Source organism: Nanhaiella sioensis, assembly GCF_046557775.1.
In the GTDB taxonomy this organism is placed as follows: Bacteria; Bacillota; Bacilli; order Bacillales; family SM2101; genus Nanhaiella; species Nanhaiella sioensis.
In genome coordinates this window covers 828,025-849,678 of the sequence record NZ_JBKAEG010000001.1, presented here as the reverse complement: position 1 = coordinate 849,678, position 21,654 = coordinate 828,025, and the positions used below count along the sequence as shown (strand labels likewise).

General features: G+C 33.9%; 23 protein-coding genes. 8 read left to right on the top strand and 15 right to left on the bottom strand.

Annotation, left to right across the window (positions count from 1 at the left end; translation table 11 throughout):
• Nucleotides 1–37: 37 nt before the first annotated feature.
• Nucleotides 38–190, bottom strand: coding sequence for an aspartyl-phosphate phosphatase Spo0E family protein (locus tag V1503_RS04005; RefSeq protein ID WP_214482490.1), 153 nt, complete (start codon nucleotides 188–190; stop codon nucleotides 38–40).
• Nucleotides 191–570: 380 nt separating this feature from the next.
• Between V1503_RS04005 and V1503_RS04000 the strand changes: the two genes are divergently transcribed.
• Nucleotides 571–924 carry a YisL family protein gene (locus V1503_RS04000; protein ID WP_410629378.1) on the top strand — a complete coding sequence of 118 codons (354 nt, stop codon included), beginning with the start codon at nucleotides 571–573 and terminating at the stop codon, nucleotides 922–924.
• 177 nt (nucleotides 925–1,101) lie between these two features.
• Here the strand turns inward: V1503_RS04000 and V1503_RS03995 are convergent, their stop codons facing one another.
• On the bottom strand, nucleotides 1,102–1,662 hold the full coding sequence (locus V1503_RS03995) for a DUF2777 family protein (protein ID WP_410625008.1): 561 nt from the start codon (nucleotides 1,660–1,662) through the stop codon (nucleotides 1,102–1,104).
• A gap of 444 nt (nucleotides 1,663–2,106) precedes the next feature.
• Between V1503_RS03995 and asnB the strand changes: the two genes are divergently transcribed.
• A complete protein-coding gene (gene asnB / locus V1503_RS03990; RefSeq protein ID WP_410625006.1) occupies nucleotides 2,107–3,954 on the top strand; it encodes an asparagine synthase (glutamine-hydrolyzing) in 1,848 nt (615 codons plus the stop codon).
• Nucleotides 3,955–5,410: 1,456 nt separating this feature from the next.
• On the opposite strand, the gene V1503_RS03985 is transcribed toward asnB, so the two are convergent.
• Nucleotides 5,411–6,268, bottom strand: a complete 858-nt coding sequence (locus tag V1503_RS03985; RefSeq protein WP_410625004.1) for a CvfB family protein — start codon at nucleotides 6,266–6,268, stop codon at nucleotides 5,411–5,413.
• 179 nt (nucleotides 6,269–6,447) lie between these two features.
• Here V1503_RS03985 and V1503_RS03980 point away from each other — a divergent pair, with 179 nt between their 5' ends.
• The gene (locus V1503_RS03980; RefSeq protein WP_214482499.1) at nucleotides 6,448–6,939 is read left to right on the top strand and encodes a YajQ family cyclic di-GMP-binding protein; all 492 of its coding nucleotides are present in this window, start codon (nucleotides 6,448–6,450) and stop codon (nucleotides 6,937–6,939) included.
• A gap of 142 nt (nucleotides 6,940–7,081) precedes the next feature.
• Here the strand turns inward: V1503_RS03980 and V1503_RS03975 are convergent, their stop codons facing one another.
• Nucleotides 7,082–8,437 carry an alpha-amylase family glycosyl hydrolase gene (locus V1503_RS03975; RefSeq protein WP_410625001.1) on the bottom strand — a complete coding sequence of 452 codons (1,356 nt, stop codon included), beginning with the start codon at nucleotides 8,435–8,437 and terminating at the stop codon, nucleotides 7,082–7,084.
• Between the two features lie 272 nt (nucleotides 8,438–8,709).
• Here V1503_RS03975 and V1503_RS03970 point away from each other — a divergent pair, with 272 nt between their 5' ends.
• The gene (locus V1503_RS03970; protein ID WP_214482501.1) at nucleotides 8,710–9,051 is read left to right on the top strand and encodes a P-II family nitrogen regulator; all 342 of its coding nucleotides are present in this window, start codon (nucleotides 8,710–8,712) and stop codon (nucleotides 9,049–9,051) included.
• Between the two features lie 44 nt (nucleotides 9,052–9,095).
• The gene (locus V1503_RS03965; protein ID WP_214482624.1) at nucleotides 9,096–10,472 is read left to right on the top strand and encodes an ammonium transporter; all 1,377 of its coding nucleotides are present in this window, start codon (nucleotides 9,096–9,098) and stop codon (nucleotides 10,470–10,472) included.
• 291 nt (nucleotides 10,473–10,763) lie between these two features.
• Here V1503_RS03965 and V1503_RS03960 read toward each other — a convergent pair whose 3' ends face one another.
• Together V1503_RS03960 and V1503_RS03955 are read right to left on the bottom strand one after the other, a co-directional pair.
• Entirely contained in the window at nucleotides 10,764–10,895 is a 132-nt protein-coding gene (locus tag V1503_RS03960) for a DUF3941 domain-containing protein (RefSeq protein ID WP_410624999.1), read from the bottom strand.
• 168 nt (nucleotides 10,896–11,063) lie between these two features.
• A complete protein-coding gene (locus tag V1503_RS03955; RefSeq protein WP_410624997.1) occupies nucleotides 11,064–11,921 on the bottom strand; it encodes a DegV family protein in 858 nt (285 codons plus the stop codon).
• A gap of 307 nt (nucleotides 11,922–12,228) precedes the next feature.
• On the opposite strand from V1503_RS03955, the gene V1503_RS03950 reads away from it, so the two are divergent.
• The gene (locus tag V1503_RS03950; protein ID WP_214482505.1) at nucleotides 12,229–13,065 is read left to right on the top strand and encodes a YitT family protein; all 837 of its coding nucleotides are present in this window, start codon (nucleotides 12,229–12,231) and stop codon (nucleotides 13,063–13,065) included.
• Nucleotides 13,066–13,148: 83 nt separating this feature from the next.
• On the opposite strand, the gene V1503_RS03945 is transcribed toward V1503_RS03950, so the two are convergent.
• The 3 genes from V1503_RS03945 to V1503_RS03935 all read right to left on the bottom strand — a co-directional run bounded on the left by V1503_RS03945 (nucleotide 13,149) and on the right by V1503_RS03935 (nucleotide 14,655).
• Complete coding sequence (locus tag V1503_RS03945) at nucleotides 13,149–13,331, bottom strand: DUF3813 domain-containing protein (RefSeq protein WP_214482507.1); 183 nt, start codon at nucleotides 13,329–13,331, stop codon at nucleotides 13,149–13,151.
• 2 nt (nucleotides 13,332–13,333) lie between these two features.
• Entirely contained in the window at nucleotides 13,334–13,489 is a 156-nt protein-coding gene (locus tag V1503_RS03940; RefSeq protein ID WP_214482509.1) for a hypothetical protein, read from the bottom strand.
• Nucleotides 13,490–13,836: 347 nt separating this feature from the next.
• A complete protein-coding gene (locus V1503_RS03935) occupies nucleotides 13,837–14,655 on the bottom strand; it encodes a Cof-type HAD-IIB family hydrolase (protein WP_214482511.1) in 819 nt (272 codons plus the stop codon).
• A 340-nt stretch (nucleotides 14,656–14,995) separates the two neighbouring features.
• Here V1503_RS03935 and V1503_RS03930 point away from each other — a divergent pair, with 340 nt between their 5' ends.
• Nucleotides 14,996–15,307, top strand: a complete 312-nt coding sequence (locus tag V1503_RS03930) for a metal-sulfur cluster assembly factor (RefSeq protein WP_410624993.1) — start codon at nucleotides 14,996–14,998, stop codon at nucleotides 15,305–15,307.
• Between the two features lie 523 nt (nucleotides 15,308–15,830).
• Here V1503_RS03930 and V1503_RS03925 read toward each other — a convergent pair.
• Genes V1503_RS03925 through V1503_RS03910 form a run of 4 tightly spaced genes read right to left on the bottom strand, consistent with a single transcriptional unit; the run spans nucleotide 15,831 to nucleotide 17,861 of the window.
• On the bottom strand, nucleotides 15,831–16,133 hold the full coding sequence (locus V1503_RS03925; protein WP_214482514.1) for a metal-sulfur cluster assembly factor: 303 nt from the start codon (nucleotides 16,131–16,133) through the stop codon (nucleotides 15,831–15,833).
• 13 nt (nucleotides 16,134–16,146) lie between these two features.
• Complete coding sequence (locus tag V1503_RS03920) at nucleotides 16,147–17,391, bottom strand: hypothetical protein (RefSeq protein WP_410624991.1); 1,245 nt, start codon at nucleotides 17,389–17,391, stop codon at nucleotides 16,147–16,149.
• Nucleotides 17,392–17,407: 16 nt separating this feature from the next.
• A complete protein-coding gene (locus V1503_RS03915) occupies nucleotides 17,408–17,614 on the bottom strand; it encodes a DUF2249 domain-containing protein (protein ID WP_214482519.1) in 207 nt (68 codons plus the stop codon).
• Entirely contained in the window at nucleotides 17,604–17,861 is a 258-nt protein-coding gene (locus tag V1503_RS03910; RefSeq protein WP_410624988.1) for a DUF2249 domain-containing protein, read from the bottom strand. Before V1503_RS03910 ends, V1503_RS03915 begins: the two co-directional genes overlap by 11 nt.
• A 200-nt stretch (nucleotides 17,862–18,061) precedes the next feature.
• Between V1503_RS03910 and V1503_RS03905 the strand changes: the two genes are divergently transcribed.
• A complete protein-coding gene (locus V1503_RS03905; RefSeq protein WP_214482523.1) occupies nucleotides 18,062–19,183 on the top strand; it encodes a TIGR04053 family radical SAM/SPASM domain-containing protein in 1,122 nt (373 codons plus the stop codon).
• Nucleotides 19,184–19,391: 208 nt separating this feature from the next.
• On the opposite strand, the gene V1503_RS03900 is transcribed toward V1503_RS03905, so the two are convergent.
• Together V1503_RS03900 and V1503_RS03895 are read right to left on the bottom strand one after the other, a co-directional pair.
• A complete protein-coding gene (locus V1503_RS03900; RefSeq protein ID WP_410624986.1) occupies nucleotides 19,392–20,453 on the bottom strand; it encodes an oxidoreductase family protein in 1,062 nt (353 codons plus the stop codon).
• A complete protein-coding gene (locus tag V1503_RS03895) occupies nucleotides 20,453–21,640 on the bottom strand; it encodes a carboxylate--amine ligase (RefSeq protein ID WP_410624984.1) in 1,188 nt (395 codons plus the stop codon). The genes V1503_RS03900 and V1503_RS03895 overlap by 1 nt, the downstream gene beginning before the upstream one ends.
• Nucleotides 21,641–21,654 lie beyond the last annotated feature (14 nt).

Sequence of the window (21,654 nt, the reverse complement as noted above, 5' to 3'; positions counted from 1 at the left end):
CTTGTTTATTAAATAAAAAAACTTGGCATATGCCAAGTTAAAAGTCAGCTGAATCTAGTATTTCTTGTTCCACGTTCAATAAATCATCTAATTCCTGACTGCATTTTACTGTTTCATCTGCTGTATAACCGAATGTTGCTGCAAGGTCAATCATTTGTTGTCTTTTTTCTTCAATTATGTGTTGAATCATTTATCCCACACCATCTTATTTTATTGATAGGACTTAAGTATGTGTATATTATACATGATTATACATGAAATGGAATGCGTTCGCTAAAAGAAGATTTGTTTTTACAAAATAATGCAATATTCTACATGTGATGAATGAGGAAATGGTGTAAAATATTTCTTTTCATAACACTTCATGTAATTTTCTTTATTCATTATTTTAGAATTTTGGTCGAAAATATGCTATGATGTTGAAGGAGTAAGCTTGTTCTAGTATACTTGAACATCGCCGTGTCAGGTAAGAGAGTATACGCTACCTGATAGAAAGATTCCATCAATAGCGATGGAGGTCTAAAAACTTTTACAAACTAAGATGAAAAAAGAAAGGAAGGAATTAAAATGATAATACATGCACATCTTACCTCTTGGGTTGTAGCTCTTATTCTATTCTTCGTTGCATTTTCTATGTACAAAAAGGGAAGTAATAAAGGGGCAAAAATTTCTCACATGATTTTGCGTCTATTCTATTTACTTATCATCGCAACTGGAGGTATGCTTTATTCAAGTGGGGCAGAAATTCCAGGACTTTACCACGTGAAGGCTACGTTAGGAATTATCGTTATAGCTGCAATGGAAATGGTGTTAGTCCGTTCTTCAAAAGAAAAATCAACAAACATTGCTTGGGTATTATTAATTATCAGTTTTATAGTTGTATTATATTTAGGGTTTACATTACCACAAGGTACTCAGTTTTAAATAGGTAGGGTCTTTTCTTTTCTATGAAAAGAACAGCAAAAGGAGATTTTACTCGGCTGTCATCATACTAAAAAAGTAAGACTACGATTATATTTTAAGTACAATCAATTACATAATATGTAAGACATGTAATTAACAAAAAGCATCTGTATTTATAATAGATGCTTTTTTCATTTTTTAAATATGCTGTGAAAGTAAACGTTTCCCACTACTAGTTGTATATTCAAAACGATCAGTTGAATGAGACCCTCTAAAGAAATGATGCTGCACGTTACATATTGTCTCTAAATTATCGAAGATGAGGAAGTTTACACCTTCAGCATTTGAATTATTCATCTCAAAAAAACTTAATACATTATGAGAATAAATACAATCATACATAGAAAAAGACAATTGGTTTAAGCAATGGATAAATCTAATAAAGCTTTCTTCATTGAGCGATTGCAATAGTTCTGAGTAGTTAAGCAGCAGCTTCTTGTTTATCCTTACTTTATCTCCATGTTGTAAGAAATATGTGAATTTGGAGAGTTCAACAACTCCAGACTCAATGATGCTTCCTTTAAGCCAACGGTCCATCAACCATATTTCGAACTCGTCTTGAACAATATCTTCAAAATTTGAAGCAACATCATCTTCATCATCAAAAAAAATCCATTCATCACCAATATATTCAATTGATCCATTTATAAATGCTCTTTGTTGTTCTTTTATTAATTGCAGTCTATGCTGTATATTCATGCAGAAAATCCTCCAACTATGTGTTAACCATACTTTTTATTCAATTTGACTCCACCAATACAGGTGGAGTTGTATTTTTTGATGAGCGACTATACAACAAGCGGTTGTGCATTGAGAATAAATACGTATACAACTAGGCTATCGTGGTATCTTAGTTTCTATAAAACGATGAAGATCATAGAAAGTCTATTTGTGAAAATGTCATTTTAAAAAATAAACATGGTTTATAAACACGCCTTTGAAAAAAATTGAGTCATGTATTTCTTTATCTTGTTTAGACAACTTTCGTTCTCTTTAAACTATGAATCATTGGGTTGAATAAAAATATGTATAATGTTGTTATTTATGTAGGACGATTCATCCAATTCACGATAATTGCATACAATGATAGCATGCTTATACGAAGAATGGTTCATGTTAGTAATGAAGAGGAGCTGGTAAGAAATGTGTGGAATTACAGGTTGGATTGACTATAACAGAGACTTAAGAAACGAACATACCACCCTATCAAAAATGACAGAAACACTAAGAAAAAGAGGTCCGGATGATACGAATATTTGGACATCACTTCATGCGGGGTTTGGTCATAAAAGATTGGTTGTTGTTGATCCTGAAGGTGGTATTCAACCAATGTCTCGTTCCAATCATTCAAACACATATACTATTTGTTATAATGGAGAGCTATATAATACTGAGGATATTAGAAAACAGTTAGCTTCTTGTGGCTATACATTTAAAGGGCACTCTGACACTGAGGTGTTGCTAACTGCTTATATTGAATGGGAGGAGCGATGTGTTGATTATTTAAATGGTATCTATGCGTTTGCTGTATGGGATGCAAAGAAAGAACAAGTATTTCTTGCTCGTGATCGTTTAGGAGTAAAGCCCTTATTTTATAGGATGGATGAGTTTAGTATATTATTTGGGTCTGAATTAAAAGCCATTTTAGCACATCCATCTGTAAAAGCAGAGCTAGGAGTCGAAGGGCTAGCAGAGATTTTTGGTCTCGGTCCGTCGCGTTCTCCCGGTCATGGTGTATTTAATAAAATTAATGAGCTACGACCTGGTCATGCGCTTGTATTTTCGAAGCAAGGCATTAAAATGTGGCGTTATTGGAATGTAAAAAGTAAACCACATACCGATTCATTAGATGAAACGACTGAAAAAGTACACTTTCTCCTCAAAGATGCTGTGACAAGGCAGCTTGTGTCAGATGTACCATTATGCACATTTTTATCTGGAGGGGTAGATTCTAGTGCAATCACTGCTTTTGCTTCATTAGCGTATGCAAAAGAGGGAAAAGGAAGCTTGCATACGTATTCAATAGACTATGAAGAGAATGATAAATACTTTCAAGCAAATGATTTCCAACCGAATTCAGATGTGCCTTGGATTGAGAAAATGTCGACTGAATTTAAAACACAACATCATCGATGCGTCATTTCTCAACAGGATTTAGTGAATTATTTAACAGAAGCAGTATATGTAAGAGATTTACCTGGAATGGCAGACATCGATTCGTCATTATTATGGTTCTGTAAACAAATTAAAGAACAATTTGTTGTTGGGTTGTCTGGAGAATGTGCAGATGAAATTTTTGGTGGTTACCCTTGGTTTCACAACACGGATATATTACAAAATGCTGGATTTCCGTGGATGCGTTCCTTAGATGCAAGGATTGAGCTATTGCAAGATTCATGGAATAAAAAGCTAAAATTAAAAGACTACGTTCAAGAAAAGTATGAACAAACTGTAAAAGAAACACCGATGCTTGAAGGTGAAAACCCACTTGAAGCGAATCGAAGACAGATGTTTTATTTAAACATGATATGGTTTATGACAACATTATTAGATCGTAAGGATCGCATGAGTATGGGAGCTAGCCTTGAAGTTCGTGTACCATTTGCAGATCATAGGCTCGTTGAATACGTTTGGAATATCCCTTGGGAAATGAAAATGTACGGCAATAGAGAGAAAGGCATCTTACGGCGATCATTAGAAGGGATTTTACCAAGTAAAGTGCTTTATAGGAAGAAGAGTCCTTATCCTAAAACGCACCACCCTCTATATAGTTCACTTGTTAAAAATTGGTTAGAAAATATATTAGAAGATAAATCATCTGTGCTTTATGAGTTTTTTAATAAAGATAAATTAAAAGAAATTGTTGACTCCGAAGGCAAAGCATTTCGAGTTCCATGGTTTGGACAATTAATGACTGGACCACAGTTACTCGCATATTTAGCTCAAATCCACGTTTGGTTTAACGAATACGGTATACAAGTAAAAGAGTAGCTAAACTGGCAATAAATAAAAAATACAGAGGTTTGATGCGTAAATAAAGTGATAGATGGATAAAAACAAGAATTGACCGATAAAATGGTGGATTTGACCCGAAAATCATAGTATTAGACCGATAAAGTGCTGGATTTGACCCGAAAATCATAGTATTAGACCCATAATGTGCTGGATTTGACCCGAAAATCATAGTATTAGACCCATAATGTGCTGGATTTGACCCGTAAAACACCGAAATTGACCCGTAAAGAAAGTTTTAGACTGATAAAACCCAGAATTGACCGATAAAATGCCGTATTTTACAGTATTAGACCCGTAAAACCCAGAATTTGATGCGTATGCAAAGTGTTAGACCACTAAAACCCAGAATTGACCGATAAAACACTTGATTAGACCCGTATAATGCCGTATTAGACCCATAAAATACCGAAATTGACCCAGAAATTACAGTATTAGACCCGTAAAACACCGAACTTGACCCAAAAAACAGAATTTAACATGTAAACAAAGTTAGATCGATAAAGCATAGAAATTGATGCGTATGCAAAGTGTTAGACCACTAAAATACAGAATTGACCAATAAAACACTTGATTAGACCCGTATAATGCCGTATTAGACCCATAAAACACCGAAATTGACCCGAAAATTACAGTATTTGACCCGTAAAACACCGAACTTGACCCAAAAAACAGAATTTAACATGTAAACAAAGTTAGATCGATAAAGCATAGAAATTGATGCGTATGCAAAGTGTTAGACCACTAAAATACAGAATTGACCAATAAAACACTTGATTAGACCCGTATAATGCCGTATTAGACCCATAAAACACCGAATTTGACCCGAAAATTACAGTATTTGACCCGTAAAACACCGAACTTGACCCAAAAAACAGAATTTAACATGTAAACAAAGTTAGATCGATAAAGCATAGAAATTGATGCGTATGCAAAGTGTTAGACCACTAAAATACAGAATTGACCAATAAAACACTTGATTAGACCCGTATAATGCCGTATTAGACCCATAAAACACCGAAATTGACCCGTAAAACACCAAATTAGAGCCAAAAAAACAGAATTTAACATGTAAACAAAGTTAGATCGATAAAGCATAGAATTTGACGCGCATGCAAAGTGTTAGATCCGTGAAACATCAATATTGACCGATAAAACCTTTATCATACTAATAAATCAATATATGGGTCTTGCACCTATCCTTTTGATATTAATGGTCGGATAGGTGCAAGAGCTATTTGTTATACCACAGAAGGTGATGGTTTATTTTGGCTGTTTTCGCATTAGATGTTGCTATACGTTCTAATATATAAAAGCACGTATCCATCTAGTGTAACTGGCATCTTTTCTACTTTTACAATTATTAAGCTCTAATAAAACTTATCACATTGTCCATTGTTAATAAAAATAGCAACAAAGTTTACGAAAGGAGCCTTTATTTTTTAAAATAAGTCCAACCATCCTCTTGATACACTTTTTCATCTTTCATTAACTTACCTAATGCTCTTTTAAATGCGCCTTTACTCATGTGAAACCGTTGTTTTATATCTTCAGGTGAACTTTTATCTGAATAAGGCATTGCTCCTCCACGGTCTTCCATATACTTATAAATAACTAGTGAATCATCATTCATGCTTTCGTGGCTTCTAGATAATAATGATACATTAATTGTTCCATCATCCTTAACTGCAATGACTCTACCTTCGACATGTTCACCTAACCTTGGTTCTGACTTTCGCTCTGAATGATGAATAAAGCCTCGGTACCCTTCATCTGTAAGTAAAAATGAGCCGACTTTTAAGGAACGATAAATAGTTCCTTTAATATTTCTGTTGGAAATTTCCTTTGGAGCAGTGTTCATTATTTCCTCAATGATTTCTTCCGTAGCGAGTTTAGCAAGTAATCGTCCACGATTATCAGTTTTTAATGAACAATACAATTGATCGCCGATTTCAGGCCAAATATTTTCCAACAGTGGTAAATCGTCACCTGAAACAAGAATATCCTTTTTAATACCAATATCTATAAATGCTCCGAGGTTTTGCTTTACTTCTACAACTTTTACCCATCCGTATGATTCAGATGTAATACTTGGTAATGTTGTAGTTGCTGCTATACGTCCCTGGTGATCAGAATACAAAAATACTTCTACTTCTTGTTGTAACTGAATGTCAGAAGTTATTTCGCTATTATGAAGAAGAATGCTTGTCTCACCATCTGATAAAAAAAATCCAAAATCTGATTCTCTCTCTACAACAAGAGTAACAATGTTGCCTGCTTTTACGTTGTTCATCTTTGTTTCCTTCTTTCTACAAAAATTATCATATAGTTTACATTATAACCTGTTTCTAGCTTTTGTAAGTGGTATATGATATCTGTATGCACTAATATACATTATGTCATAAGTTGTCCCAATTGCTTAATTTTACTATAATGGAGACAAAACTCAATAGATATTTTGGAGGTGTCATCATGGCGAAGGAAAGCTCGTTCGATATTGTGTCTAAAGTGGATTTTTCGGAAGTAACAAATGCAATAAATATAGCTATGAAAGAAATTCAAAACCGTTATGATTTTAAAGGGAGTAAAAGTAACATCTCACTTGAAAAAGAAGATCTTGTGCTACTGTCTGACGATGATTTCAAGCTAGATCAGTTAAAGGATGTTTTAGTGAGTAAAATGGTTAAAAGAGGTATTCCGATAAAAAATTTAGACTATAGTAAAGTTGAAAGTGCTTCAGGTGGGACTGTTAGACAAAGAGCTAAGCTTATTCAGGGAATAGATAAAGAAAATGCTAAAAAAATTAACGCGATTATTAAACAACTAGGTTTGAAAATTAAAACCCAAATTCAAGATGATCAAGTGAGGGTTACTGGGAAGAATAAAGATGATTTGCAAAAGGTAATTACAGCCATTCGAGAGGCTGATTTAACAGTTGATGTACAATTTATAAATTACCGTTAATGTAAAAAAGCCATTTTAATGGCTCTATAAGCAGGTTTTTAGAACAAAGCGCCTCGTAGAATAGCCCTTCTAATACATTCATTGGGCGTCGAGGCGCTTGTCTAAATCACTCATGTTAATTTCTGATTCTTAGAATATCCTCTTATTTGTTATGGACCTTTTTATTTGCAAATAAAAATAGTAAAAACAAGGCTGGAACAGCAAAGACCATTAGCATAAATGGTAAATTTACACCGGTTTTCTCAGCAAGAACATAAATTTCTGCTTCCTCCCGGTCAATAGTTACCTTGTATCCCTGTTCATCACTTCTAATTAAATCTCCAGCTAATAATCCTCTAAGTTCTTTTTCATCTTCAAGCGTAGTTGTATCTAAGTGTACTGTCTTTGTTTCGGAGGTATTGTTGATGACAGCAATCGCTGTTTCTTCTTTATATGTCCGCTTAAAGACTAGCATGCCATCTTCCTCATATAACATTTCAAAGTCTCCATAGGTTAATGAAGGTAGTGTGCTTCTAAGTTCACTTAATTTAGTTATATAATCAGATAATTCTTTCTCAGTTCGAAAATTCATTATTAGTTGATTAGGAATTCCATTACCACCATCTAATGCTATTTCAGACCCATATAATACAACAGGCGCCCCAGGTGTTGTATACAAATGAACCAAAGCTTGTTTGATTCTTGTAACGGGATATTGATCCAGTGCGGTGGCTTTCCTTGTAAATCTATCTGTTTGAGGACTATCGATCATTTTCACTGTCGTTTCGGATTGTTCCTGGTTGTTATTTGTTTCGTTAAATACATTATTAATTGTATCAAGTGGTTGATCAATTGTTACAAATTTGCTAGAAGCTTCTTCGTAATAGGAACGACTTACAATTGCGTCAAAACCTATACCGTTATACGTGTGTTCAAGTTGAGATTCTATAGTTAGTTCATCTGCAAGCAAGAATAAATTTTGATTGCTTGATTTGATATCGTTAATAAATTCCTTCCAGAAATCACTAGGGTACAAGCCAATATTTAATATATGATAACCATCAATATCTGTTTCTTCTTGCAAAGATATGTAAGCTTCCGCAATATTATTTGGCATTTCCATTGTTGTTTCAACATCTACAATTATCTTCATATTCCGTTTATGAGCTTCGTCTACTAACGCTATTAAATCCTCTTTCGTTCCAAAGTATTCTTTGATAGTAAGATTTTCATTATCGTTACTAAAGTCATCGTTAAAAATGGATGATAACATTATAGTACTAAAACCCATTTCTTCAATATAATCGAGTTTTTGTATAACGCCCTTTATGTCACCCCCGTAACCGTCATTTGGAACTTTTTGATCATTTGATACATCACCGTTAAAGAATTTCTCCACTATTACATAATAGATCGTTTCATCCTCCAAAGTTGGAGCCTCATTATTTTCAGCTTGGACTAATACGCCTTGTATAAGGATGAATGGTATAAATAGGAAAGCGAGCAACCTTTTTTTCATTAATATTAAACTCCTTTTATTATTTTAAATGATCATATATAAAATATATCCTTTACTAGATTATCTCCACTAGTAGTAGGTAGTCAATATTTTAGCGATATGCTTCACAGAAGAATGTGCTTTTATTTGTAAAAATTAATCCATGTTATATTTTCTAACATAAAACGCAAAAAAGTTGTTGCTTTTTTCTGAAACTTCACTTAGAATAAGATACATGATATAACATGATGGCGTTAACTTATATAACATGTAGGTTAGAGGGGGATATGAAATTGAAAAAAGTTGAAGCGATTTTTCGTCCTGAACACTTTCAGGATCTACGCAATAAATTAGAAACTATCGGTGTAAATGGGCTTACTGTTTCAGAGGTTGCTGGATGTGGTAAGCAAAAAGGTCAAAAAGGGGTATTTAGGGGAAGTAAATTTGAAATCACATTAGTACCAAAAATTAAAGTAGAAATGGTCGTTGAAAACGAAAAGGTAGACGAAATCATTAACATCATTCAATCGATATGTCGTACGAACAGTGTGGGAGATGGGAAAATTTTTATCATACCTATCGAAGATGCTGTTAGGATTCGTACAGGTGAAACTGGAAAGCAAGCAATACTATAATTCGATAAAACCAATATTGAAAGGGAGAGATTAAGTTGAGAAGAATGAAAAGAACAGCACTTTTAACACTTATTATTAGTTTATTCATGTCGTCTGTTGCTTTCGCTGAGGGTCCAACCACCACTGCATTACAATCATCGATGGATATGATGTGGATCATGGTTGCAGCGTTGCTTGTATTCTTTATGCATGCTGGTTTTGCAATGGTAGAAAGTGGATTTACACGTTCTAAAAATGCATTAAATATATTAATGAAGAACATGTTGACGATTTCAATCGCATCAGTGCTTTATTTTCTAGTTGGATATGGAATTATGTTCGGATCAAGTGCTGGTGGATTTATCGGTACAAGTGGATTTGCCTTAAATGGTCATGAAGCTGACGTTGGATTCTTCTTATTCCAGGCAGTTTTCTCAGCTACATGTGCAACGATTATTTCAGGAGCCGTAGCAGAAAGAATTAAGCTATCTAGCTATTTATTAATTACGATTTTAATGACAGGTTTTATTTATCCTGTAGTTGGACATTGGATTTGGAATGGCGGATGGTTAGCTGAATTAGGTTTCGTCGATTTTGCAGGATCAACAGTTGTTCATTTAACAGGTGCACTTGGTGCAGTAGTTGCAGTATTCTTTCTTGGTGCAAGAATTGGCAAATACTCTGAGGGTAAAGTAAATGTCATTCCTGGTCATAATATCCCACTAGGGGCACTAGGTGTATTCATTTTATGGTTTGGTTGGTTTGGTTTTAACGGAGGAAGTACTTTAGCAGCTGATCCAGAATTAATCCCTCATGTTGTAACAACTACCTTATTGTCAGCATCGTGCGGTGTTCTAGCATCTGCATTTTATACAAACTTACGCTATAAAAGAATTGATGCTTCATTAACTTTAAATGGTGCTTTAGCTGGATTAGTTGGGATTACAGCTGGTACTGCAAACGTTTCTTTAGTTGGTGCAATCATTATCGGCCTAGTGTCAGGTATCATCTTAGTTGAAGCAGTACAATTTATTGATCGTAAGTTAAAGCTTGATGATCCAGTAGGTGCAATCGCAGTTCATGGAGTTGCTGGAATTTGGGGAACATTAGCAGTTGGCTTCTTCGATACTCAAGCAGGATTAGTTTACGGTGGTGGAGTTCAATTACTTGGTATTCAAGCCTTAGGGATTACAGCAGTAATCGTATGGACCGTTGCCACATTAGGTGTTGCACTATTCATTATGACTCGTCTTGGATCAATTAGAGTATCTCGTGAAGAAGAGATCGGTGGCTTAGATTTTGCTGAGCACGGTTCAACAGCTTATGAGTTACGAGAAGGTATTTTATCAGATCAACATAATCCTGTTTCTCCGGAATTTGGTTCTGGATTAATTGAAAGATTGAATCAAGCTGGTTCAGCAAGTAGTAAAGCAACTGGTTGATTAACGAAATACTAACATACAAAACAGCCATTTACTCATAGAGTGATGGCTGTTTTTATATTGTAAACACGGATGTTATTGTTATTTAATTTGCACAGCAAGTTAAGTAATTTGACAAGCAAAGATACTGCGAACCTCTAGCTGTATAGAAGATTATTATGAATAACTACTAGCCTTTATAATTTTATCATTAATTTAGCTTAAACAGAAAACCCTCAGAGGGCAGCCTCCGAGAGTTGGGTAATAACTCTTTATTTGGAATTTGGAAATGTAATGCAGTGTTTGTAATGCTTATTTATGATCTGTATCCTGTGAATATTGGCGTTCACCACGTTTACGATTTTGTTCTTTTTGTAAATTTTGTTTGTGGTGCAGTGCATTATTATCTTTTGCTTTTTTTTCATTATCACTCGTATGCGGCATAAAGAGACACTCCTTTTAAATCGGCTGATTTCAAATTGATTGTTGGTATGCGATATAACTGGATAATTTTTTCTCGTCACAGTCAATAGCAACAACAATGAAAGGAAAAGAGCCTTTAGTTATAATCTTTATTAGCTTGTCCGCGTTAGTGAGAATGTATGTAGCTTATTAACTATACTTATCATTCAAGAAAAATAACGCTAGTGTCCCTGGTCCAGCATGTGCTCCAATCGCACAGCCTATTGTATTTATTAAAAATTGATCGCAGCCAAACTCATCTTTAATTTTTTCTTGTAACAATAGTGCTCCCTCTTCATTATCTCCGTGACTGATACCGATCGTTTGAGTTGATAAATCAACTCCTCGTTCTCTCATAAGATCAATCATACGTTTGATCACTTTTTTGTTACCTCTAATTTTTTCTAATGGAATTAGCTTACCATCCTCAACATGCAATAAAGGCTTAATGTTTAGTAAACCTCCTACAAAAGCAGAGGTTCTACTAACTCTTCCTCCCCGAGCCAAATATTCTAAGTTATCAACTGTAAATATGTGTTCCATATGCTTACAGTGGAACTGGATAGCTTCGATGAGATCTTGATATGCTAGTGTTTTTGATAGCTCTACAGCCTTTTCTACAATTAATCCGTATCCTAAAGAAGCACATTTTGAATCAATAATTGTAAGTTCAAAGTTTGGGTATTCTTCTAAAACTTGCTCTCTCATTAACATTGCTGTTTGATATGTGCCGGACAGCTCAGAAGAAAAAGCGATATAAATTGATGATTTCTGCTGTTTTGCTAAGTTTAAGAATAGTTTTCTTAGCTCGCTAGGCTTGGCTTGTGATGTTTTTGCTATCTTTCCTTGTCGCATCGCATCATATACTTGCTTAGGTTTGATAGAGAGTAAATCTTCGTATTCTGTTCCATCAACATTAACACATAAAGGAACTAAATCTACATTTGAATTCCGATAAAAATCAAGCGGTAAGTCACTGCCGCTGTCTGCAATAATATTTGTATTCATCCAAGCACCTCTTTAAATAAATTGCTACATTAATAAATTTAAGCCTACTCAATAAGTTTATCATGACAAAAGAAATTATAGTATTGCAAGTTTGGGTAGAATATGTTTAATTTAATACATCACAGCAGTGAAAATAGTAAATAAGGCACTTTATTTAGAATTTGTAGCTACTATATTTATATAGTTAATCGTTTATATTTTACTAAGAATAGCAACAAATAAAACGGACAGCTTCATAAAATGAACCGTTAGAATATTCAAGTTTTGGGAGTAGAAATATAGCTTATAAAGGGGAATCATAGTAATTATGCATGAAGTAAAAAAGTTTGTAATAGTCATCTTAGGTGCATTATTAAATGCATTAGCACTTAATTTCTTTTTAATTCCTGCCAATATTTATGCTGGAGGCTTTGCAGGTCTTTCGCAGTTACTATCGAGCATTACTGGACAATTCACACCATTTCAAATATCAACAGGTATTTTTCTGTTCTTACTAAATGTGCCAGTTGCGATCCTAGGTTGGAAAAAAGTAGGGAAAAGGTTTACCCTGTATAGTTTTTTAAGTGTCGCATCGATGTCATTCTTTCTTCAAATATTGCCTATCGTTCATGTTTCTGAAGATATTTTATTGAATGCAGTTTTTGGTGGAGTCATTCAAGCAGTAGGGATTGGTTTCACATTGAAATATGGCGCTTCCACAGGTGGTCTTGATATCATCACGCTAGTTTTATCTAAAATCAATGATCGCCCTATTGGTGTATATTTCTTCTCATTAAATGCCGTAATCATTATCACAACCGGTTCTTTATATGGTTGGGAATACGCACTATATACGTTAGTGACTTTATATGTAGCGACAAGAGTGATTGATTCAATACATACTAGACATGAAAAACTAACAGCGATGATCATTACAAAAAAAGCAGATGAGCTAAAAGAGGCAATTCACTCAAAGCTAGTGAGGGGAATTACGACAGTACCTGCAAAGGGTGGCTTTTCAAATGAAAGTCAAGAAATGATGATTATCGTAATCACGAGGTATGAATTGTATGATTTAGAAAGAATCATCAAAAAGGTCGACGAGAATGCATTTACTAATATTGTTCAAACAGCAGGTATCTTTGGCTTATTTCGAAAAGAATAATCAATTAGAAAGGGTAGGAAATCAAGAGCTACTTTTTAGCTTATTTCCTACCCTTACACCGGAATAAATATTTTAACAATTAATTAATGTTGTAAATTGTCTAACCTATTTTGAAGCTCTCTTAACTGCTTTTTTTCAGCAATCGTTGAGTTTGCATATGCTGAGGACAGTGCGTTTTTTGCCGCTGACAAGGCATCTTCAGATTGAGCAGCCTGTTCAGCTAATTGAACTGCTTCTCGAGCTTGTTGAAATAATTGATTTCCCATCGTTATGCCCCACCAATTGATGATTCTTTAACATTTGAAATTTTTTGTCTTTCCTCTGCCTCTGCATATGTCGTGTGATAAGGGATCCGTTCATCATGTTTTTCAACAGCGTCAACACCTTGTTGAACGAAGCGTTTGGATTTATTACGTTTACCCATCAGTAGCCCCCCTTAAATCATCCTGAAGAAACTAACTCAACAAAATCGATTTCTAGGTGTATATTGAAAATGTTACTTGGTTAATCTTAAGCTACACTCGATTGATTGAGTCAGTATCATTTATATTTTGGCTAACAATTGTTTATATATACATGAATGATTAGGTTAAGGCTCTTATTATAAACTTTGTTGTTATTTGTAAAAAATATTATTAGACGTGATTTGGTAAAAGACAAGGTGCTCGAGTAAGTCTTTATTTAATCGTACATTAGGTAACAAAAAATGAAAAAATTTCATTTGTTATAGGGCTTTAAATGTTAGTTAGAACATTAAATAACCATTATCATTTAGTTATCAAGTTTTAATATATTAGCTAAAGCCTTACCGACTCCATCTTGTTCGTTTGTAGTGGTAATATCTTTAGCAAGGGACTTTAATTCATCAATTGCATTTCCCATAGCAATTCCAAATCCAGCATAATCAATCATTTCTAAATCATTGTCTTCATCGCCAAAAGCTATTATGCGGCTGCGAGGAATTTGATAATAGTCAGCAATTTTTTTCAAACCAACGGCTTTATTTAATCCAGCTTTTACAATCTCTATAATGTGCCATGGTGCTCCCCATTTGCGATGATCAATCATTTCTGCATGTACATCTGATAAATAAGAACGAATTTCTTGTACGTGGCTCTCTTCTGCATGAATTAAAATACTCGTAGGGTCGTGAGTTAAAATTTGCTTTAAGTCACCTGTTTCAATTTTCGGGTTGCCAAAGTTAAAGATATTTAAATACTTTTCATCATGATAATGAAAATAAACATCATCCATCACTTCAGCTAAAATATTCTTAATATCATATTGCTCACTAGCTTCCACGATATCCTTCGCTGTATTTAAATGAAGTGGGGTATGATATAATCCCCAATTGTGATCGATTGGATGATGAACGAAGGCACCATTAAAATTAACAATGGGTGTTTTTAAATTAAGCTCATTATAATAAATTTCACTAGCTCTATATGGTCTTCCAGTTGCAATAACAACAATATGACCTGCCATTTGAGCCTTCATGATCATTTCTTTCGTATATGAGGAAATCTTTTTATCATCAGTTAATAAAGTACCGTCTAAATCTAATGCAATTAAATGTTGTTGAAAGCTCATAATGTCTCCTTTGTAAAAATAATTTATCTTACATAATAAAACATTTATTATACTATTTACATAGTAGAAAATAATCATCGATTGTTTTAAGTGTACCTTGAATGGAAAAAATTTGTCCACTATTTTGTAATAAAATGAAAAATAATAAGAGCAAGTACGATTCATTAATATCTCACGATGTTAATTCATTCTCATATCGCTAGTATTTGCGACAATAAATGTAACAAATCGTTCATATTTTCTATAAGAAAATGTACTGAAAAGAAGTAATTTTTTTGCTAATTAGTACATATATGATATAATGAAAATGATTCTCAAGTAGGTCGAAAGGGTGAAAAACATGGATAAAGCTTTAGAAGAAAATTTAATGGGCGCACTTGAAAATGTGCTTGATCCAGAGTTAGGTATTGATATTGTTAATTTAGGCTTAGTGTATGGTGTTGATATAGATGATAATGGGACTGCGACTGTTACAATGACTCTCACTTCTATGGGATGCCCATTAGCAGGAACTATTTCTGAAGATGTAAAGAGAAATTTAGCGGATATACCAGAAGTAAAAGAGACAGAAGTTAGTATTGTTTGGAGCCCACCTTGGAGTAAGGATCGCATGTCAAGATATGCAAAAATTGCTTTAGGAGTTCATGGATAATCATGTAGTAAAATACATCTGATGTATAAATATTTTAGATATTATTGTAAGAGAGGTGGAGATTAAATAACTTCATCTCTCTTTATGCTGCCATAAGTTAAGCTTTTTTCTATTCTAGCCGAAAAAATGACTTAGCTTTGTTACTTTTTACGCCTAATCTATAAGATAAAATTGTTGTTTTACTACTGATTAGTCATCGATATATAGAAGGAAAGATGCAACTTTGTTTATTTCTTATGAAAAAAATAACAATTCATGAAAAAAAGCCCTTGGCTAAGAGCGGAATTGTTTCTTGTTTCAAAAGTAATGTTGTTAGGGTAAATGGCTAGCATCACAGTTTCAATATGATGCTATTTTTAACAAATTTGTACTATAAGAAGTAGCTTTAAATGTTAGTCATCATGTTATAGACGAAAAGCAACAATCAATGCGAAAACAGCCTGCTATTAAGATTCAACAACCAATCAGGTGGAGGAGAGTTACCACCTGATTCACCGAGTTCGAGTTTATTTACATGCAGTCACTATATTCCTTGTAAAGTTTGTAATGCTCTTTGTGACATGCGTTGCGGTGTCCATGCTGGCTCCCATACAAGTTGCACGTTAACTGTATGAACCTCTCCCAGTTGCTCGATAACATGCTTAACACCATTTACAATGCTATCGTGTAAAGGGCAACCAGGGGTAGTTAATGTCATGATAATTGACACATCATTAGCTGTGGATATAGTAACATCATAAATCAAACCGAGGTCAACAATATTTATGTTTAACTCCGGATCAATTACTTCATATAGACGACTGTACACTTTTTCTGTTAAGCTCATTAAGATCTCCTCCTTATTTCCGAATGACGTTGCCAATTGAAAAACAAAAGGTGGCAGTAGTTAATAACATTACTAATTGACTGATCGTATATAACGGAACACTCTTTACGATAATAGATAAAGCTATTCCAACAATGCTTATTAGAAAAGCAAGAAAAGTAGGTATGCTCATTTTCTCATTAATCATATCTTTTAACGTAGGAACAGATTCTTTACCTATCTCTTTGCTATATCGATGCGTCCACCATAAAAACGGAACTATTTTGTATAGGTATCCCATAATACTTAACACAATCCAAGCGATAATATAGAGTAATATAAGTATTGGAAACCAATGATGGAGACTAGGGAAAAAAGAGATAATCATTGCAAAAAAATGAATGAAAAACCCATTTATAATAGCTAATAATGAAAACATAAAAGGTTTATCAAGCTTCTTCTTAATTCTTTTTGTAAGAATGGTATATATATGCCCCGTAAATAAACTAAAGCCAATGAATAATCCACTGACACCTATTGGTAATAAAGTTGAAATATCTAGTAAAAAAGATAATGCTGTTAAAAATAATCCGCATACATAAGCACTATATACCCAAGCGGCTAATTTCATTGAAAATCCGTGTGCAAGAGCAAACATCGGCACCATTTTATAAGAAAAACCAAAAATCAATAAAGTAAACCAGCCTGTGATTCCAAATAAAATATGTGTTTTTAACAGTGGGATATGTTGAAATAATACTGTTCCGAACTGCAAATTATATGCTAACAATATCCCTAAAGCCAATGTAAGCAATAAGCAAATGAGTGCACTGCCAACAAACAATGTAAGTATATTGAATTTTTCTTGTTTTTTCATAGTCATCAACATTTGAATGATAAATAATAATATTGAAAATAAAGCAATACTTCCACTGTATAGAATTGTTTTAGGTGCAAATACAAATGATAAAGCCAGGCTAGAAACTCCTATAGCACTTAAGAAAAATTGAAGAAAGCCTAAGCGTTCACTCCAAATAGGAGTAAGGAAGACAACAGGAACAAGTTGGTACATTGCCCCCATAGCCACCATCACTGCCCATCCGAGAATAAGCAAATGTGCACTACTCCATATTTCAGGTATTCTATATAAACCTTTTACGATATTCTCACCTTGAAAAACCAGAATAAATTGACTTGCTAGAAAGGCTAATAAACTAAAAAAAATAAATAAAAATGGAAGCTTTATATTCGTTTCAGTCGTAGCTTGCTTTGGAAACATAAAGTATCACCCGTTTTCATCTTCTAATATCAATTTGATAAGTACCATCGTCTAGCTGTTTAGTATGGTGCGTATACTTGAGTTCATCCAATTGCTCATATAAGAACATAGGTCGTCTATCATTAATAATTGAAAGAACTTCGTTATCTTGAAGTTTTTCCAATGCTGCAAGTGTTCTCATCATTGGTTGGGGAGGCTCTAAACCTCGATTATCAAGAATCATTTTTCTCACCTCGCACGAAGGTCACTTTCCAATGCTTTGCTGCTATCTTCTCAACGGTATAAGTAAAACCTTTTGTTTTCATAATTGTAAGTAGCGGTGTAGGTTTAATAGGTGCGTGTAATATAAAAATGTCATCATCTTTCAATGAAGAAACAGTATTTGTTATTTTTTGAAATGGCTGAAGCTTTTTATTTATATCTTCTCTCACATCTAACTCAACGATGTTCTTTGCTTCTATATCGTTCATTTTTTATTCCTCCTCGTCATATCCTTTGATTTAATGATAATAATTTTCAATTATGTTTGGTGTGATTCAGTTCACTTGTTAATAATTTTTTCAATAGTTACCATTCACAATTTGTCCACAAGAATATGTGATGCATATCACATACATACTCAAATCAAAATAATTACAATATTTACATGAATGTTGAGGAGGTAGTCCTTATGTTTGATCGAGATTTTAATAAAAATCCATTTATAGTCATTTGGGAATTAACGCGTGCTTGTCAATTACACTGCTTGCATTGTCGAGCAAAAGCTCAAACTAGACGGGACCCTAGAGAATTATCCTTTGAGGAAGGTAAACAATTAATAGATCAGATTTATGAAATGGATAATCCAATGTTGGTGTTTACAGGTGGAGACCCTTTGATGAGGGAAGATGTATATGATATTGCAGATTATGCGATAAAAAAAGGTGTAAGGGTATCCATGACACCTAGTGCCACTCCCAATGTAACTAAACAAGCGATTGAGAAGGCAAAAGAGGTTGGTTTAGCACGGTGGGCTTTTAGTTTAGACGGTCCAACTGCTGAAGTACATGATCATTTTCGTGGAACGAAAGGATCATTTGATTTAACAATGAATGCCATAAAATATTTACACGAGTTAGAAATTCCAGTGCAAATTAATACAGTGATTTCTCGCTACAATGTTGATGTGCTAGAAGAGATGGCTAAGGTTGTAGAAGAGTTAAAATGCGTCCTGTGGAGTGTATTTTTTCTCGTTCCTACCGGAAGGGGGAAAGAGTCAGATATGGTATCCCCAGTACAACACGAACAGATTTTTCACTGGCTATATGAATTAAGTAAAAAGGTACCGTTTGATATTAAAACAACAGCAGCACAACATTATCGTCGTGTCGTTATTCAACAGAAAATGAAAGAAGCAAAAGATACAGATCGAGCTATCCGTTATGCAGATGCCTTAAACGAAGGAAAAACGGGTCAAATTGATGGTTTAGGTCGAGCACCAAAAGGTGTCAATGACGGCAATGGTTTTGTTTTTATATCTCATATTGGTGATGTATTTCCTAGTGGATTACTGCCTGTCAAAGCTGGAAATATTAGAGAGAAGACATTAGCGGATATTTATAGAAATTCTCCTATCTTCAAAGATTTGCGAAATCCAGACAAATTTAAAGGGAAATGTGGTGTATGTGAATTCCGCTTTGTTTGTGGTGGCTCACGTGCAAGGTCGTATGCAGTGACTGGAAATTTTTTAGAAAGTGAACCATTCTGTGTGTATATACCGAAAGCATTGCGGTCAAAATCAGTGAATACTTAATATAACAAGCTGAAGTAGGTGTAGCCTTCCTCTATATCTTTGAGTGGGATACACCTTTTTGTATGTAGCTATGTTAAAGCTCGGCCTCTTTTCATAACTAGCGTTAACTGTAGCTTTTCTTCGTTAACAAGATAGCAATTTCGTACAATCTATAATTTTTGAATAGTGCCTTTTTAACGAACGTTTTGTTTGAACATCTAGAAAAGCATTAGCTATAAAAATTGAGTTCTTTACCCCAAATCAAAACTTTGTCTAGATAATAGGTAAGCAATACACCTTTGTTACCATCAAACTCTTTTTGTAATTGTACTAGTAAGCCAGTTTCAAGGACGTACTGTAAATAAGACATTTTATATAATATCATAGGGTCACCTTGAAAGGAGATTCCTCTTTTGTTCATTTCCTTAGTATATAATTGAACACAATGGTTTCGAATGCTATCATCATTGTTTTTCTCGGAATTACGTAACCCAAGATATCTTTCAACTAGTAAATTGATATCAAACCAACCTGATGCAAATCTAGACGATTCCCAATCAATCATTTGAATATGGTTGTTAGTATTTTGATGAAAATGATTGCAGCATATATTTTGTAAATGAAGGTCACCGTGTACGATGCATTGTCCATTCTTTACTAGTTCAGAAAATGATAAAGAGCTTTCACTTAATATTTGTTGTATTATGCTGTGCGTAGGTTCTATCATTTTCTTTAAGCGCTTATGGTGTAACGCATCAATAAGATACAATTTTGTTTTTTGTATTTTAGCTTGTCTTCGTGTTTTCATTTTCTTCGAATGAAATGTTGGAAACCAGGGGTTAAACAAATCGATATTATCGTAGAAATTTTGCTCATATGAGTGGGCATGTAATTTTGCAATTGTTGGTATGATATAGTCAAAATGATTTGGAGGAGGTATTCGTCCACGCAAAGGCTCAATATATTCTATTAACATCCATGTTTCGTTATCAAATATATTTGACTTAGTTGCGTATATTGTTGGCATGAACTCTTTTAGAAAGGGGAGAGCTTTTTCATATAAATTTATTTCTACAGTATTTCTATTTTTTGACCCTATATAACGTTTAAAAATAATTGGTTGAATACCTAATTCTGTTGAGATGTCTAATTTATAAATCATACTTTTCGCAGATGCTCTTAATTGCTGAATTGAATCAGGAACAAATGACTTAAATTTGCCAAACTTATGTTTTATTTGATGATGAAAATCGGTGTTTTGAAAAACCTTTTTAATGTAGGCGATATCCATTATGTGTTTTCTTCCTGTTTTTTAGTTTTCCATGAATTATAAAGATGAGAAAATGTACTGCGCAAAAATGGCATCGGGTCATCCCATGCGAATAGTGCATATTGTTTGTTTCCAGATAGTCCCTTCTTGAAGTCATTAAAAGTCATTTCACCATATTCCCTTTTTTGGAGGTAGGCAAGGTAATACCGTACAAGATAAATCCATTTAATGTCTTCTATTTGATACAATCGCGGTTCAGGGTCTTGACCTGTTAAGTATAGGTAGTATAAATAAGCAAAATCTATACCACAAGCCTCTGTTAAACTATGAGAAAGCCATAATCTAGAATTGATCTCAATAAACTTAAGTTCACCATCACGGGGATCTTTTTTAAATTCGGCCATGGCTACTCCCCTACACTCCAATTCTTTTAGAAATGGTAAGCCAACATCAATAATTTCTTCATCTCTTTTGCTAATAATGAGGGCACCTGTACCCATATTTGGCGGGAATTGATGAATTTTTTGTAGTGTGAAAAGAGCCTTTACATTCATATCTTCATCAAGAAAAGTCGCCAGTTTGTAAAAAGTGCTGTCATCACCGGGAATAAATTCTTGTAGCATTAACTCACCAAATTGCCGATAGTAAGGAAAAACAGTTTTTAATTCTTCTGCACTATGAACCATAATAATTTTTTTATTAATATGTTGACGAAACTTATGTCCATAAACAGGCTTTATAATACACGGAAATGTTAATTTGTTAAGAATATCTTCCAATTCCTCTTCCTGATCTAAAAAAAAAGTTGTCGGGCATGGAATATTATACTTTGTAGCTAGTTCATACGTTAAACGTTTATCGATTAATGCATGAATAGTTGAGTGCTCAGGTAATAAAAATAAATAATACATAGACAATATTTCTCTATGCTTTGACATAAAATAGAGAAAATCATCTGAACCAGCATATAGCACAGCTTTACAACAAAATGTCTTACCTAAATTTAATAGGAAGGTAAGCAAGCCTTCTTCATCTTTAATAGGGTCAGGACAACTCTTACATGTTGCATAACATGTTTTGCCGATTTTGTATTTTTTTCCTGTATCAAAGGCGTATACATCCACTCCTTTTCTACCTAAACTTCTTACAATACCAATTCCATTTGCACTTAAATCAAGAACGATTGCAGGATGCTTACGCTCAACCATATTTCAACTACCTT

Bases quoted from the DNA above. Each gene is read 5' to 3' on its own strand.
- V1503_RS04005 (WP_214482490.1), bottom strand. From the start codon at position 190: ATGATTCAACACATAATTGAAGAAAAAAGACAACAAATGATTGACCTT.
- V1503_RS03995 (WP_410625008.1), bottom strand. From the start codon at position 1,662: ATGAATATACAGCATAGACTGCAATTAATAAAAGAACAACAAAGAGCA.
- asnB (WP_410625006.1), top strand. From the start codon at position 2,107: ATGTGTGGAATTACAGGTTGGATTGACTATAACAGAGACTTAAGAAAC.
- V1503_RS03985 (WP_410625004.1), bottom strand. From the start codon at position 6,268: ATGAACAACGTAAAAGCAGGCAACATTGTTACTCTTGTTGTAGAGAGA.
- V1503_RS03980 (WP_214482499.1), top strand. From the start codon at position 6,448: ATGGCGAAGGAAAGCTCGTTCGATATTGTGTCTAAAGTGGATTTTTCG.
- V1503_RS03975 (WP_410625001.1), bottom strand. From the start codon at position 8,437: ATGAAAAAAAGGTTGCTCGCTTTCCTATTTATACCATTCATCCTTATA.
- V1503_RS03965 (WP_214482624.1), top strand. From the start codon at position 9,096: ATGAAAAGAACAGCACTTTTAACACTTATTATTAGTTTATTCATGTCG.
- V1503_RS03960 (WP_410624999.1), bottom strand. From the start codon at position 10,895: ATGCCGCATACGAGTGATAATGAAAAAAAAGCAAAAGATAATAATGCA.
- V1503_RS03955 (WP_410624997.1), bottom strand. From the start codon at position 11,921: ATGAATACAAATATTATTGCAGACAGCGGCAGTGACTTACCGCTTGAT.
- V1503_RS03950 (WP_214482505.1), top strand. From the start codon at position 12,229: ATGCATGAAGTAAAAAAGTTTGTAATAGTCATCTTAGGTGCATTATTA.
- V1503_RS03945 (WP_214482507.1), bottom strand. From the start codon at position 13,331: ATGGGAAATCAATTATTTCAACAAGCTCGAGAAGCAGTTCAATTAGCT.
- V1503_RS03940 (WP_214482509.1), bottom strand. From the start codon at position 13,489: ATGGGTAAACGTAATAAATCCAAACGCTTCGTTCAACAAGGTGTTGAC.
- V1503_RS03935 (WP_214482511.1), bottom strand. From the start codon at position 14,655: ATGAGCTTTCAACAACATTTAATTGCATTAGATTTAGACGGTACTTTA.
- V1503_RS03930 (WP_410624993.1), top strand. From the start codon at position 14,996: ATGGATAAAGCTTTAGAAGAAAATTTAATGGGCGCACTTGAAAATGTG.
- V1503_RS03925 (WP_214482514.1), bottom strand. From the start codon at position 16,133: ATGAGCTTAACAGAAAAAGTGTACAGTCGTCTATATGAAGTAATTGAT.
- V1503_RS03920 (WP_410624991.1), bottom strand. From the start codon at position 17,391: ATGTTTCCAAAGCAAGCTACGACTGAAACGAATATAAAGCTTCCATTT.
- V1503_RS03915 (WP_214482519.1), bottom strand. From the start codon at position 17,614: ATGATTCTTGATAATCGAGGTTTAGAGCCTCCCCAACCAATGATGAGA.
- V1503_RS03910 (WP_410624988.1), bottom strand. From the start codon at position 17,861: ATGAACGATATAGAAGCAAAGAACATCGTTGAGTTAGATGTGAGAGAA.
- V1503_RS03905 (WP_214482523.1), top strand. From the start codon at position 18,062: ATGTTTGATCGAGATTTTAATAAAAATCCATTTATAGTCATTTGGGAA.
- V1503_RS03900 (WP_410624986.1), bottom strand. From the start codon at position 20,453: ATGGATATCGCCTACATTAAAAAGGTTTTTCAAAACACCGATTTTCAT.
- V1503_RS03895 (WP_410624984.1), bottom strand. From the start codon at position 21,640: ATGGTTGAGCGTAAGCATCCTGCAATCGTTCTTGATTTAAGTGCAAAT.